General features: G+C 72.3%; 10 protein-coding genes. 2 read left to right on the top strand and 8 right to left on the bottom strand.

Annotated features, from left to right (window positions below; all coding sequences use genetic code 11):
* Positions 1-5: 5 nt before the first annotated feature.
* Positions 6-1,802, bottom strand: a complete 1,797-nt coding sequence (ggt, locus tag ABZ098_RS13035; RefSeq protein ID WP_356590208.1) for a gamma-glutamyltransferase — start codon at positions 1,800-1,802, stop codon at positions 6-8.
* 144 nt (positions 1,803-1,946) lie between these two features.
* Between ggt and ABZ098_RS13030 the strand changes: the two genes are divergently transcribed.
* Positions 1,947-2,705 carry a hypothetical protein gene (locus tag ABZ098_RS13030; protein WP_356590206.1) on the top strand — a complete coding sequence of 253 codons (759 nt, stop codon included), beginning with the start codon at positions 1,947-1,949 and terminating at the stop codon, positions 2,703-2,705.
* 116 nt (positions 2,706-2,821) lie between these two features.
* Complete coding sequence (locus tag ABZ098_RS13025; protein WP_356590204.1) at positions 2,822-4,387, top strand: CocE/NonD family hydrolase; 1,566 nt, start codon at positions 2,822-2,824, stop codon at positions 4,385-4,387.
* 167 nt (positions 4,388-4,554) lie between these two features.
* On the opposite strand, the gene ABZ098_RS13020 is transcribed toward ABZ098_RS13025, so the two are convergent.
* The 7 genes from ABZ098_RS13020 to ABZ098_RS12990 all read right to left on the bottom strand — a co-directional run bounded on the left by ABZ098_RS13020 (position 4,555) and on the right by ABZ098_RS12990 (position 14,488).
* Entirely contained in the window at positions 4,555-5,301 is a 747-nt protein-coding gene (locus tag ABZ098_RS13020) for an amino acid ABC transporter ATP-binding protein (protein WP_356590202.1), read from the bottom strand.
* A gap of 126 nt (positions 5,302-5,427) precedes the next feature.
* A complete protein-coding gene (locus ABZ098_RS13015) occupies positions 5,428-5,835 on the bottom strand; it encodes a DUF6278 family protein (protein ID WP_356590199.1) in 408 nt (135 codons plus the stop codon).
* A gap of 172 nt (positions 5,836-6,007) precedes the next feature.
* Positions 6,008-6,787, bottom strand: coding sequence for an exodeoxyribonuclease III (locus ABZ098_RS13010; protein WP_356590197.1), 780 nt, complete (start codon positions 6,785-6,787; stop codon positions 6,008-6,010).
* 30 nt (positions 6,788-6,817) lie between these two features.
* Complete coding sequence (locus tag ABZ098_RS13005; RefSeq protein ID WP_356590195.1) at positions 6,818-7,453, bottom strand: MBL fold metallo-hydrolase; 636 nt, start codon at positions 7,451-7,453, stop codon at positions 6,818-6,820.
* Between the two features lie 73 nt (positions 7,454-7,526).
* Entirely contained in the window at positions 7,527-8,825 is a 1,299-nt protein-coding gene (pcaC, locus tag ABZ098_RS13000) for a 4-carboxymuconolactone decarboxylase (protein WP_356590193.1), read from the bottom strand.
* Between the two features lie 387 nt (positions 8,826-9,212).
* A complete protein-coding gene (locus ABZ098_RS12995; protein ID WP_356590191.1) occupies positions 9,213-11,627 on the bottom strand; it encodes an SWIM zinc finger family protein in 2,415 nt (804 codons plus the stop codon).
* The gene (locus tag ABZ098_RS12990) at positions 11,624-14,488 is read right to left on the bottom strand and encodes an SNF2-related protein (protein ID WP_356590528.1); all 2,865 of its coding nucleotides are present in this window, start codon (positions 14,486-14,488) and stop codon (positions 11,624-11,626) included. Before ABZ098_RS12990 ends, ABZ098_RS12995 begins: the two co-directional genes overlap by 4 nt.
* Between the last annotated feature and the right edge of the window lie 77 nt (positions 14,489-14,565).

The following is a 14,565-nucleotide window of genomic DNA, read 5'->3' as shown; positions in this document are numbered from 1 at the left end:
GCCGACTACGGAGCGGGATGGACCACCTGCGCAGACCCCCCACCCCGCCGAACAGTCTCAGCAGCCGCCAGCCACTTCCCACCCGGCAACCGCTGAACACCAGTGGCTGCCCCGATCTCCGGGTTCAGCTTGAACGAGTGCCCGATCGCCTCCAGTTGCGACCGCTCCCCACTGCTGTACAGCGCCGGCTCCAGCTCGGTCTGGGCGGCGTTGCGCTGACTCGCCCGGGGCGCGGCGATCGCGTCCACCAGCGGCAGCCCGCGGTCGACGAACTCGGTCAGCACCTGGAGCACGGTGGTGATGATGGTCGCCCCACCGGGCGACCCCAGCGCCACCACGGGCCTGTTGTGCTTGTCGAGCACGATCGTCGGCGAGATCGAGGACCGCGGCCGCTTGCCGGGCCCCGGCAGGTTCGGGTCGTGCACGGCCGGGTTCGCCGGAGTGAAGGAGAAGTCCGTCAGCTCGTTGTTGAGGATGAACCCGCGCCCGGGCACGGTGATCCCGCTGCCGCCGGTCTGCTCGATGGTCAGGGTGTAGGAGACGACGTTCCCCCACTTGTCGGCCACCGTCAGATGCGTGGTGTTCTCGCCCTCGTACGTCGTCGGAGCCGCGGTTCCCCGGTCGTTGCAGGCTCCCGGACGGCGCGGGTCCCCCGGCGCCACCGGGCTCGTGAGCACCGCGTCGTCCTTGATCAGGCAGGCCCGCGAGTCGGCGAACTTCTGCGACAGCAGCCCCTTGGTGGGTACGTCCTCGAAGGCGGGGTCGCCGACCCAGCGCCCGCGGTCCGCGAACGCGATCCGACTGGCCTCGATGAAGTGGTGCAGGTACTGCGCCTCACTGGCCTTCGAAAGGTCGGTGTGCTCAAGGATGTTGAGGGCCTCCGCGACCGTCGTGCCGCCGGAGGAGGAGGGGGCGATGGAGTAGACGCCGAGCCCGCGGTAGGAGGTCTTGGTGGGTTTCTGGAGCTTGGCGCGGTAGGCGGCGAGGTCCTTCTCGGACAGGTCGCCCGGCCGTGCGTTCCAGCCCGAGGCCGGGTCCACCGGCGGGTGGTTCACGGTGTCGACGATGTCGTCCCCGAGGTCGCCGTGGTAGATCGCGCCGACGCCCTCGCGGCCCAACTCCCGGTAGGTGCGGGCGAGATCGGGGTTCTTGAAGGTGGAGCCGACGACCGGCAACCGTCCGCCGGGCAGGAACAGCTTCGCGGTGTCCGGGAAGTACCGGAACCGCGTCTCGTTGGACGCGGTCTGCGAGCGGAAGGTGTCGTCGACCGTGAACCCGTCCCGGGCGAGCCGCTCGGCCGGCTTCAGGACGCTGCCGAGCGATCTGCTGCCCCACTCGTCCAGGGCCGTGGCCCAGGTGGCCGGGGTGCCCGGGGTGCCGACGCTCAGCCCGCTGCTGACGGCGTCGGCGAAGGCGAGCGGCTTGCCGTTCTCCACGAACAGGTCGGAGCCCGCGGTCAGCGGTGCCGTCTCGCGCCCGTCGATCGTGTGGACCGTACGGGACTTGGCGTCGTAGTAGACGAAGTAGCCGCCCCCGCCGATGCCGGAGGAGTACGGCTCGGTGACGCCCAGCGCGGCGGCGGTGGCGACGGCCGCGTCGACCGCGTTGCCGCCCTTCCTCAGGACCTCGATGCCGGCCGCGGAGGCGTCCGCGTCGACGCTGGAGACGGCGCCGCCGTAGCCGACGGCGACGGGTGCTTTCTCGGGTGCCGGGGCGGCCTGCGGCGGTGCTGCCGCCCCCACCGACACCACGGCGGCCGAGACCGCCAGGACCGACAGTTTCCGTGCGACAGGGCGACGCATCCGTACCTCCAGTCCAGGACCGTCCGCGCAGCGTAACCACATCGCCGGGGCCCCGACAGCCCTCTTCGGGTCAGGTGTCATACGAATGCCACACTTCGAACACCGGTACGTAGGAGTCGTGTCGGCCCGCTAGCATGCGCGCACATGACAGACGACGTGCGCAACATCGTCCTGGGCGTGGTGGCGGCGGGCATCAGCGCCGCGCTCGGCTGGCTCGCCCGGACGTACCTGTGGAGGCGGAAGCTCCGCCGCAAGCAGGCGTTCTTCGGGCTGCCGGACAACTCGGAATCACTGCTGGTCGTGAACCGGGGCGCGGGCGGCCCGGACCTCGCGGTGATGCGCTACGACGTGTTCGCGCTCCTCGAACTCGCCGCGCTCATCAAGGACTGCAACGCCCACGCCCAGGTCCTCCCGCACGACGCGGCACGGCAGGGTTTCGGCGAGCGCACCGAGTTCTGCGTGGGCGGGCCGGCCTCCAACCGCCGCATGGCGGCGCACCTCTCCTCCCTGCTGCCCGGCGTCCGGGTCAACGTGGACGCCGAACCCAGCCCGGACCGCGGCGCCTTCCAGGTGGGCACCGAGCGCTACCGCGTGGAGGTCGGCACGTCGGAGTACGCCCTCCTCGCCCGGCTCACCGTCGAGCAGAGCAACGGCACCCGGCCCGTCTTCCTCTTCTGTGGCCAGACCGCGATCACCAACCAGGCCGCGACCCGCTATCTGGCCCGCAACCACGAGCGGTTGACCCGCAAGTACGGCGACAGCACCTTCGTCCTGCTGCTGAAGGTGGTCAACTCCGGTGCGTACGGCCCGGATGTCGTGGAGCTGGTCGCGGACGTGACACGGGAGGCCAAGACACCCCTGCCGACGGCCACCGCTCCACGGAACTCCCACCGCGCCTCCTGAATTGATTCACACCACAACAATCGTTACTCCCACGTAACTTACCGACGGGTTACCTCCGGTAAAGCGACGCGGTTACCGTCTGGTCACTTTGCATTGACACGAGTAGGGAGTGACCCGTGGGACACCCTCGCAAGGCCCTGCGTACGACCACCGTGGGCGCCGTCTCCGCGACGCTGATCGCCGGTGGCGCCCTCGGACTCGCCCCCACCGCCCAGGCCGCGGACCCCGTCCGCTTCGTCGACATCTCCGGTGACGGCGGCACGGTCCTCGAGGCGAACGTCATCACGCCCGCCGGAGCCGACGGTTCACAGCGCTACCCCCTCCTCGTCCTGCCCACCAGCTGGGGCCTGCCCCAGGTCGAGTACCTCGCCCAGGCCCAGAAGCTCGCGAACTCCGGCTACATCGTGGTCAGTTACAACGTCCGCGGGTTCTGGCAGTCGGGCGGGGAGATAGAAGTCGCGGGTCCCCCCGACACCGCCGACGCGTCCAAGGTCATCGACTGGGCGCTCGCCAACACCCCCGCGGACGCCGCGCACATCGGCATGGCGGGCGTCTCCTACGGCGCCGGCATCAGCCTGCTCACCGCCGCGAAGGACAAGCGCGTCAAGGCGGTCGCGGCCCTCAGCGGCTGGGCCGACCTGATCGACTCCATCTACTCCGGCCGCACCCAGCACGTCCAGGCAGCGGCCCTGCTGGACGGCGCGAGCGTCGTCACCGGCCGCCAGAGCGCCGAACTGAGGCGGATCTTCGACAACTTCTACGCGTCGAACCTGTCGAAGGAACAGGAGATGATCGATTGGGGGAAGAAACGTTCGGCCGCCACATACGTGGACCAACTGAACAAGAACGGCGCCGCGGTCATGATGGCCAACGCCTGGGGCGACACGGTCTTCCCGCCCAACCAGTACGCGGACTTCTACGAGAAGCTGACCGGCCCCAAGAGACTCGAGTTCCGCCCCGGCGACCACGCCACGGCCGAGCTGACCGGGCTGTTCGGCCTGCCCAACGACGTGTGGACCGACACCGAGCGCTGGTTCGACCACTACCTCAAGGGCACGGACAACGGGATCGACCGTGAGCAGCCGGTCCGGCTCAAGTCCCGTTCCACGGGCGGTTACGAGGGCTACCCGGACTGGAAGTCGGTCGGCGCGACCCGCAAGAAGATCGCCCTCTCGGGCACCACCACGATCCACACCAACGTCGACTCGGGCGCGGACGGCGGAATCGTCTTCCTGTCCAGCATCCTCGACCAGTTGGCCCAGGCTCCCCCGGTCGCCTCGATCCCCCTGCTCCCCCGCCGCTGGGCCGCCGTATGGCAGTCGGAGAAGTACCCGAGCGCCCAACAGGTGCGCGGCACCGCGAAGTTGCACACCACGGTCACCCCGACCAAGGAGAGCGGCACCCTCGTCGCCTACCTGTACGACGTGGGGCCGCTCGGCCTCGGCAAGCTGGTCTCCAACGCACCGTACACCTTCCACGGGCAGGCACCCGGGAAGCCGTTCGACGTCGACCTGGAACTGTTCTCCACGGCCTACGACGTCCCGGCAGGGCACCGGCTGGCCCTGGTGGTGGACACGGTCGACCCGCTCTACATCGAGCACAACCCGTCCGGCGCGCGGCTGACCTTCTCCTCACCGGCGAACGACCCGTCGTACGTGTCGATTCCGCTGCGCGAGCAGTGATCTCCGGCCGACGCCGGGCGGGTATGGCTCTGTGACTGCTGCCCCCTACGGTTGACGGGCCGTGGGGGGACCCCCGCCCGGCGGCGGCGTCCCTGGCTCGGTCGCCGTCACCGTGGGGGTGAGCGGACCATCGTAGTCGAGGCTCGAAGACATGGCCGTCGCCCCTCTCAGTGCTTGAGGATCTTGGAGAGGAAGTCCCTGGCGCGCTCGCTGTCCGGGTTGGTGAAGAAGTCGTCGGGGGCGCGGTCCTCGACGATGCGGCCGTCGGCCATGAACACCACGCGGTTGGCGGCCGAGCGGGCGAAGCCCATCTCGTGGGTGACGACGACCATGGTCATGCCCTCCCGGGCCAGTTGCTGCATGACCTCCAGGACCTCGTTGATCATCTCCGGGTCGAGGGCCGAGGTGGGCTCGTCGAACAGCAGGGCCTTGGGCTCCATGGCGAGGGCGCGGGCGATGGCCACGCGCTGCTGCTGACCCCCGGAGAGCTGGGCCGGGTACTTGTCGGCCTGGTCGGCGAGGCCCACCCGGTCGAGGAGTTCGCGGGAGCGCTTGTCGGCCTGCTCCTTCTTGCGCTTACGGACCTTGACCTGGGCCAGCGAGACGTTCTGCAGGACCGTCTTGTGGGCGAACAGGTTGAAGGCCTGGAAGACCATGCCGACCTCGGCACGGAGCTGTGCGAGGGCCTTGCCCTCCTCGGGCAGCGGCTGTCCGTCGAGCGTGATGGAACCGGACTTGATGGTCTCCAGACGGTTGATCGCCCTGCAGAGCGTGGACTTGCCCGACCCCGAAGGGCCGATGACCACGACCACCTCCCCCTTGCCGACGGTGAGGTTGATGTCCTGAAGGACATGCAGCTCCCCGTAGTACTTGTTGACGTCACGCAGTTCGATCAACGGATCGACGACGGCCATGCCCAGCCCTACTCACTCTCAGCTGTGTCGTGGTTGCCGCAACCTATCGAGGCAGGATTGCGCATAAGGAACGACACGCACTTTTCGGTCATTAGCCGTATTTACGCCGCGCTTACGGCCATGGATTCACTCCTCGGCCACCTCCGCGTAGAGCTGGGACAGCTCGGGCACCCCACTGGCCGCCCACTCGTGACCGGAGGCCACTACGTCGAACTCGCGGCCGGACTCCAGCCGGATCACGGGCTGGCCGTCGGAGCGCAGATCCCAGGCCGCCCCGGGGACGGTCCGCACGATGACGGTGCCCAGGTAGAGCCCCGCGTCGTTGCCCAGCCAGAGCAGGATCTCCTCGTCGTCCCGCCAGCCCGGCACCAACTGGTCGAGCGCCTCCAACGAGGCCGGAGTGTCGTCCAGTCGGACACCCGAACGAGAGGCGTGCGAGCGCAGGAGCTCGCACTCGGACAGGAGTTCGGCGATGCCCTCGGGGTCGCGGGTCCCTGGTTTGTCACTCCAGCCGCCCAGAAAAGGGATCTTCATACGCCCAGCGTGTCACTCACCCGGCCGCGTGCACCACAGGCGCGCGGGCCTCGGTTTCCGGCCGACTTCGCGCCGCGCGCCTCGACGCGCCGACGATGTCTCCTTGGCCGCGCGATGCGGCTTTCGTCCCTCACGGGCGCGAGGCGGGTCAGCCGGGGAGCCGGGCCGAACTCTAGACCTCCAGGTCGACGACCACCGGCGCGTGGTCGGACGCGCCCTTGCCCTTGCGCTCCTCACGGTCGACGTAGGCGTCGGTGACGGCCTTCGAGAAGGGCTCATTGCCGTACACCAGGTCGATGCGCATGCCGCGGTTCTTGGGGAAGCAGAGCTGGCGGTAGTCCCAGTACGTGAACGGGTGGTCGTACTTGAGGGGCCGCGGGACCACGTCCGACAGGCCCGCCTCGCGCAGGGAGGCGAGGGCGGCGCGCTCGGCCGGGGTGACATGGGTGAGGCCCTCGAAGGCGGCCACGTCGTAGACGTCGTCGTCCGTCGGTGCCACGTTGTAGTCGCCCAGGACGGCGAAGGGGCGGCTGCCCGCCGCGTCACCGGCGACGGCTGCCTTGAGGGCCTCGAACCACTGGAGCTTGTACGCGTAGTGCGGGTGGTCGACCTCGCGGCCGTTGGGCACGTAGACCGACCAGACGCGGACCGGGCCGCAGGTCGCGGAGATGGCGCGGGGTTCCGGGGCGCCGTCGTAGCCGGGGTCGCCGGGCAGGCCCTTGACGACGTCCTCGATGCCCACCCGGGAGATCACCGCCACCCCGTTCCACCGCCCCGTGGCGTGCACCGCGGCCTCGTAGCCCGCCTCGCGGAGCTGGTCGAACGGGAACTGCTCCTCGGCGAGCTTGGCCTCCTGGAGGCACAGCACATCGGTGCCGGTGCTCTCCAGCCAGGCCAGCAGCCTCGGGAGACGAGCGGTGATCGAGTTGACGTTCCAGGTCGCGATGCGCATGCCTGACAACCTACCCGGCGGCACTGACACTCACAGAGCCGTGCTCTCCCCCGGCTTCAGCCGCAGGTGCTCCGCGCCGCCGAGGGCGCCGATCTGGTTGTCGTAGATCGGACGCGCGAGGTCCGTGAGGAGGGCGTCGTGGATGTCGTAGGCGCGCTGGGGCTTGACCTCACGGACGTAGTCGATGACCTCCGAGATCTTGCTCCAGGGGGCCATGACGGGCAGCATCAGCGTCTCGACGGCGTGGTCGGGGACGGTGAGCGCGTCGCCGGGGTGGAAGACCGTGCCGCCGTCGATCAGGTAGCCGACGTTGGTGATGCGCGGGATGTCCGGGTGGATCACGGCGTGCAGTTCGCCGTGGACCTGGACGTCGAAACCGGCGGCCGTGAAGGTGTCGCCGTGGCCGACGGTGTGCACGCGGCCCGGGAAGGCCGCCCGGAGCTTGTCGGCGACCGACTTCAGCGTCCAGATCTCGGCGGCCGGGTTGGCGTCGAGGGCCGCCCGCAGCCGTTCCTCGCTGAAGTGGTCGGGATGTTCGTGGGTGACGAGGATCGCGTCGGCGCCGAGGGCGGCGTCCTCCTCGCTGAAGGCCCCGGGGTCGAGGACGAGCGTCTGTCCGTCCTTCTCCAGACGGACACAGGCGTGCGACATCTTCGTGAGCTTCATGGGGTCCATCCTGCCCCGCGTCCCGCACGGACGGGCAGCACAGGCTGGTGCTCTCGCCACCCGCCTCGGACGATCACTCGGTGGGGGTGGTCTCCTCGCGGATGACCTGCTGGGCCACCTTGAACGCGCTGCCTGCCGCCGGGACCCCGCAGTACACGGCCGCCTGGAGCAGCACTTCCTTGATCTCGGAGGGGGTGAGGCCGTTGCGCAGGGCGGCCCGGGTGTGGGCGGCGAGCTGGTCCAGGTGCCCGCCGGCGACCAACGCGGTGAGGGTGGCGATGCTGCGGGAACGGCGGTCCAGCCCCGGCCGGTCCCAGATCTCCCCCCAGGCGTAGCGGGTGAGGAGCTCCTGGAAGTCGGCCCCGAAGTCGTCGGCCTGCGCCAGTGCCCGGTCGACGTGCGCGTCGCCGAGCACCTCGCGGCGCACCTTGATGCCGGTGTCGTACGGATCGACACGCCCCGCGGCCTGGGGGTCCGGGGCGGCCGGGGCGATCTCGGCGATCGGCACGGGATGCGGCGGCGCGGACGTGAGGACCGGCGTGACCGGGGCGGTGGGGATCGCCGTCTGTCCGGTGGAGGAGTCGAAGGCGGGCTGCCAGGCGGTGGAGAAGTGTCTGACCAGGAGGTCGGTGACGGCGGCGGGCTGCTCGACCGGCACCAGGTGGGAGGCGCCGGGCACGACCGCGAGCCGGGCGTCCGGGATGCCCGCGACCAGGGTGCGGGCCTCGGCCGGACCGGTGACCTGGTCGTCTGATCCGACCAGGACCAGAGTCGGCACACCGACGCTCGCGAGGTCGGCCCGCACGTCGAACGCGGCGAGCGCCTCGCAGGCCGCGATGTAGCAGCCGGGGTCGGTGGTGCGCACCATCTGCACGGCCCACTCGGTGATCGCGGGCTGGGCGGCGGCGAACCCGGAGGTGAACCAGCGGTCGGGCGAGGTACGGGCGATGGGATCGAGCCCGTTCGTCCGTACGATCACCCCGCGCTGCCGGAACTCGTCGGCCGTGCCGAAGCGGGGCGAGGCGGCGATGAGGGCGAGCGAGGCGAGCCGCTCCGGGTGGCGCAGCGCCAGCTCCATGCCGACCGCGCCGCCGAGCGCGCAGCCCGCGTAGCCGAAGCGCTGCACCCCGAACCGGTCGAGCGTGGCCAGCAGCCGGTCGGTGAGGTCGGCGACGGAACCCGCCGGGTAGGCGGGCGCGCCACCGTGCCCCGGCAGGTCGAACCGGAAGACGCGCCACTGCTTGACCAGTTCGGGAACCTGGCGGTCCCACATGTGCCACGTGGTCCCGAGCGACGGCCCCAGGATGAGAACGGGGGCGTCTTCCGGGCCGTCGAAGCGGTACTGGAGGGTGGGGGTCTTCGTCTCACTCACGGCCCCCACGCTAACCGTCTTTTCTTGCGGCCTGGACCCTTGGCCCCTGCTCCACACACTCGGCTACCGAACATCACCGGCGAACTCTCACACGGCCTTCACGGGGTTCGGGGCGAGGGCGGGGGCGGGATCGGCGGGGGTGTTGAGGGGTGCGGGAGCGGTGCGGAGGGTGGCTGGCTGCTGCGGATTCCCCGTACCAGGGCCGCCCTGCCCCCCGGCCGACCGTCCCGCCCAACTTCACGTGGACCGCGCCCAAGGTGCCGACCCGCCGCCACACTTGCGGAGGGGGTCGCGGCGGGGCGACTTGTCGGGTGCAGTCCTTGTTGCGGGATCAGGGGCGGGTGCGAGTCGGCGTCAGGCCCTGGGGATCGGTTCGGGTCTGTCGGGTCAGAGGTCGGTCGGGGTGCCCAGGCCGGTGAGGGCGCCGACCGGGTCCAGGTCGGGGGTGCCGCGGGGCCACCAGTCGTCGTGGCCCGGTTCGGACTCGTAGGCGTACCACAGGCCGTCGCGGCCGAGGCGGAGCTGGAGGTGGCCGCGGGGGTGGGTGAGGTGGTTGCGCCACGGGCGGAAGGCGGGGAGGTCGGCGGCGAGGAGGAGAGGGCGGGCGCGGTCGAAGCGGCCGGCCGGTGGGTCCCAGGGTTCTTCGAGGACCGCGAGTCCTTCGAGCCCGCCCTGTCTCCAGGCGGCGACCGCGCGGGCCAGGTCGGCCGGGGTGCGGTCGGTGGCTGCGGCGAGGGACGCGTAGAGGGCGCGGGTGCCGGCGGTGAGGCCGGAACCCGGGCGGGCGGCGGCGAGGCGAACGGCGTCCTGCCAGAGGGTGAGTTCACCGACCGGGTCGCGGCCCGTGCCGAGCAGGGCGTGAGCGCGGGCGGCGGCGTCCGTGGCCAGTTGGTCCAGGGCGAAGGGGTCGGGGCCGCCCGGCGACGCGGGATAGGCCGGGGGCTGCTCGGGGTGGGGAGGAACGGGCAACGGGGCCGGAAGCGGCGGGAGTCGGCGGGGCGCGAGGGCTTCGACCGCTCGTACGCCGGGCAGCGGAGCCGGCTCCCTTTCCTGGGCGGACCGGGCCGCGCGGGCGGCGCTGAGGCGGGACAGGGCGTCGAGCAGCTCGCGTTCACCCCGGCCGCGCAGCAGGAGCAGGACGAAGGGGTCGGCGTCCAGCAGGCGTGCCGTCTGGTAGCAGAGGGCGGCGGCATGCTTGCAGGGGTGGCCGCGGTCGGGGCAACTGCACTGCGGTTCGAGATCGCCGGGGCCGGGAAGCAACGGCACTCCGCACTCCGCCAGCGCCTCGGGCATCTCCTTGTCGAGCAGTGCGGCGATGTGTCCGGTCCGGTCGGCGGCGAGATCCAGGAAGCGGTCCCAGTCGGCGTCCCCGAGTGTCCGCAACCGCACCTGCACGCGGTACGGCCGGGCGCGGCTCCCCTGCACATAGGCGAGCACGAGCCCGGGCGTCACGGTGATCGCGTCCACGTGCCCCTGCTCGGCGTAACCACGGCCCCGCGCGAGCCGCTTGGCGTCCAGCGCGCCCTCCTCCAGCGCGGTGACCCAGGCGTTGCCCCACCAGGTGGCGGCGAACCGGGCGTCCTCGGAGGAGTGGGGTGGGAAGGCGGGGAAGGTGCGACGCAGGTCGTTGTCCCGGGTGGGGGCGGCCATGGAGTGGGGGTGGCGGGGGGCGGCGCGGGTGTCCGGGGGAATGCCGTCGGGAGCGTGGGTCTCCTGGGTCTCCTGGGTCTCCTGGAGTGAACTGGCCTGGCGCGAAGAGCTGTTGTCCTCGTGCTCGGCCTCGTGCCCCTCCCCTGGCCGGGGCGCGTCCTCGGGCATCCGGAAGGCGTCGGCCAGCAACTCCCGCACGTCACGCGCCCGGACGGCGGCCGTACCGGGTGTCCGGCTTGACTCCCGGTCCCGCTCTCGGGACGCGGTCGGCGTGACCCTGCGCGACCGACGTGCGAGGTCGGCTTGCGCCTCTGCGGCCTCGGTGTCCGCCCGCCTCTTGCGTGCCGCCCGCAGCGCTTCGCGTGCCGCGTCCGCGGGGCGTGTGCCGGGAGCCTCGGTGGATGCCGCTTCGCGGCCGTCAGCGGTCGGTGAAGCGGCCTGAGGGAACCGATCCGTGTCTCTGGGGGCGGCGCCCGCCTCGGACCGATCTGTGGCCCAAGTACCGGGCCCCCCGGTCGCGTCCACGATCGAGTCGGGTTCGGCAGCGACGTGGCCGGAGGCAGCGTCACCGGCGTCCGTCTCGGACCGGTCCACGGCACCGTCCGCAAAGGCAGCACGGCGCGCCGCGACAGCTTCCCGCAGGGCGGCACGAGCAGCGTCACCTGGCCGGGGCTCGGTCGGGCCGGGGTCGTGCACGGCGCCCTGCCCGTCGGCGGGAGCCGACCCGCTCCCCCGATGGTGTGCGCCCTCGGCGGCCGCCCGGTCCACCGCCACCTCCGCACCCGGCACCGCAGAGTCGCCCTCTTGCGGGCCCTGGTGGCGCTCGGCCGCGCGGCTCTCCTCAACCGACGCCCCCCGGTCGCCCATGACCTGCGCCGCAGGGTTCCCGCTCTGCTCCACTGCGCGACTCTCCGCACCCGGCACTCCGGTCCCCGCAAAGTTCCCGGCTGTCGGCACCGCCGGGTCGCCGTCCCCGTCGGCCGCGAGGCTCCCCGCACTCCCCGGCACGGCAGCGCCGGCCTCTCCCACCGCCGGGGAGTCGCCGCCCTCCCGCGCTTCCCCGCCGCTCGCCCCGTCGGCCGTCTCCCGTGCCGCCCGTTCCCGTGCCGCCCGCAGGGCTCGGCGGGCCTCGTCGGCGGGGCCCGGGGTCATGACGGCCTCCGGAGGGAGACCAGGTCGGTCAGCTCGCGGTCGGTGAGTTCGGTGAGGGCGGACTCACCGGAGCCGAGGATCGCGTCGGCGAGGGCCCGCTTGGCTTCGAGCATCTCGGCGATGCGGTCCTCCACGGTGCCCTCGGTGATGAGGCGGTGGACCTGGACGGGCTGGGTCTGGCCGATGCGGTAGGCGCGGTCGGTGGCCTGTTCCTCGACGGCCGGGTTCCACCAGCGGTCGAAGTGGACGACATGCCCCGCGCGGGTGAGGTTCAGGCCCGTGCCCGCCGCCTTGAGCGACAGGACCAGGACGGGGATCGCACCGCTCTGGAAACGGTCCACCATGCGCTCGCGCTCCGGTACCGGCGTCCCGCCGTGCAGCAGGTCCACCGGGACCGCCCGGGCGGCGAGGTGGGCGGTGATCAGGCGGGCCATCCCGACGTACTGGGTGAAGACGAGGGCGGAGCCGTCCTCCGCCAGCAGGGTGTCCAACAGCTCGTCCAGCAGGGCCAGTTTGCCCGAGCGGGCGGCGAGGCGATCGCCCGCGGCGGTTGGGACCTCCTCCTTCAGGTAGAGCGCGGGGTGGTCGCAGATCTGCTTCAGCGCGCCGAGCAGCTTCAGCACCAGGCCCCTGCGCGCGATGCCCTGCGCCGTCTCGATCGCCAGCAGCGACTCGCGCACCACCGCCTCGTACAGCGAGGCCTGCTCGCGGGTGAGCGGGACCGGATGGTCCGTCTCCGTCTTGGGCGGCAGCTCGGGGACGATGCCCGGGTCGGACTTCTTGCGGCGCAGGAGGAAGGGGCGGACCAGACGGGCCAGCCGGGTCACCGCCTCCTCGTCCTCGCCGTTCTCCACCGCGCGCGCGTGCCGGGCGCGGAAGGACTTGAGCGGGCCGAGGAGTCCGGGGGTCGTCCAGTCGAGCAGGGCCCACAGCTCGGAGAGGTTGTTCTCGACCGGGGTGCCGGTCAGGGCCACCCGCGCGGGCGACGGGATCGTGCGCAGCGCCTTCGCGGTCGCCGAGTACGGGTTCTTCACGTGCTGGGCCTCGTCCGCGACGACCATGCCCCAGCGCTGCTCGGCCAGCCGGGCCGCGGCCGCCCGCATGGTGCCGTATGTGGTGAGGACGAAGCCGCCGTCGAGGCCGTCCAGGCTGCGGTCGGTGCCGTGGAAGCGGCGCACGGGGACGCCGGGCGCGAACCGGGTGATCTCCCGCTGCCAGTTGCCCAGGAGCGAGGCGGGGCAGACGACGAGGGTCGGCTCGCGGCGCGCCCGGCGCAGGTGCAGGGCGATGACGGTGATCGTCTTGCCGAGTCCCATGTCGTCGGCGAGGCAGCCGCCGAGGCCGAGGGAGGTCATGAGGTCCAGCCAGGCCAGGCCGCGGAGTTGGTAGTCGCGGAGGGTGGCGTGCAGGCCCGGGGGCGGTTCGGCGGGCTGTACTCCGGTCGTCAGGCGGTCGCGCAGGGCGGCGAGCGCGCCGACCGGCACCGCCTCCACGGTCTCGCCGTCGACCTCCGCGCTGCCGGTGAGGGCCACGGAGAGCGCGTCGACCGGGTCGAGCAGACCCAGTTCGCGTTTGCGGGCCTTGCGCACGAGGGCGGGGTCGACCAGCACCCACTGGTCCCTGAGGCGGACGACGGGGCGGTGGGCCTCGGCCAGCGCGTCCATCTCGGCCTCGCTGAGCGGGTCGCCGCCGAGCGCCAACTGCCAGCGGAACTGGAGGAGTTCCTCGCTCTCGAAGAAGCCGGTGCCGTCGGTCGCCGAGCCCGGAACCGGTCGTACGACCGCCGCCGCGGTGAGGTCCTGGGCCAGGTCCCGCGGCCAGTGGACCGCCACTCCCGCCGCCGCGAGCCGGGTCGCGGCCACGCCGAGCAGGTCGCCCAGCTCCTCGTCGGACAGGGCCAGTACGTCGGGCACGTCCTGCTCGGAGAGGCGGTCCAGGGGCGGCCAGACCCGTGCGGCGCGCCGCACGGCGAGGGCGGCGTCCACGCGGGCGCGTAGTCCGAAGACGGCGTCGGCGTCCCCCGCCCACAGGGCCGCCGCGTCGGTCACCAGGGTCGGGTCGGCGAGGCTGTGCACCTGGACGATCGCGGCGCCCGCGCTGCGCGCACCGGCGTCGTCGGCGTTGAAGAGGTTGTACGCGGACAGGTCCAGGCGCAGGGAGATCCGCACGCCCGCGTCCATGCCGGCGGCGACTTCGGCGGCCCAGTCCTGGGCGTGCGGCAGCCGCTGCGGCGCGCGGGCCGCGAAGGGCTTGCCGGAGGCGTAGGGGGCCGCGGGGGTGCGGGGCAGGGTGTCGGCGACCGCGTCCAGGAAGGAGCGCATGAGGGCTTCCGGTTCCGGCAGCCGGAGCGGGCCGGGGCCGGGCAGCGGGACCGCGTGGCCCTCGTGGGGCAGGGCGGCGGCGACCGCGCGGAGGTGGGCGATGTCGTCCGGGTCGAGGGGGCCGGCCCGCCAGGCGTCGTGGCCGGTGGCGGTCAGGCCGGGTAGGAGGCGGCCGCGGGCGGTGAGCCGCAGCGCGTGCAGGGCGGCCGCGCCCCAGCAGGCGGTGGCGGGGTGGGCGGCGGGATCGCGCCGGGCCCGGACGAGCAGCGGCAGGGCCTCGCCGACCGGGAGCGTGAGGGCGGGGGCGGTCCGGCGCCGGACGGCGGCTCCGTGCGGTCGTACGACAGTGAGCTCGGTGCGCTCGGGGGACGTGGTGTCGGGGTCGGGGCTGTCGGTCGGCAGGGGGGCGCCTTCGGGGTCCCAGAACGCGATCCGGCCGTCGCGAGGAAGGGGCGCGGGCAGGAAGACGGCGGCGAGCCGGACGGGGACGGCCGCTTCCTGCCGCGAGGCGCCGCGCTCGTCCTTGCGCTCGGCCACCATGGCCCTGTCGCTCATACGTCCTGTCACCTCCCGCCCGCGTGTCGGATCAGTCGTCTTCGACTCTACGGGCGGGGTCT

Source organism: Streptomyces sp. NPDC006335 (genome assembly GCF_040612795.1).
Taxonomy (GTDB): domain Bacteria; phylum Actinomycetota; class Actinomycetes; order Streptomycetales; family Streptomycetaceae; genus Streptomyces.
Note: the sequence above shows the minus strand (reverse complement) of the source record. Positions and strands in the feature narration are given on the sequence as shown.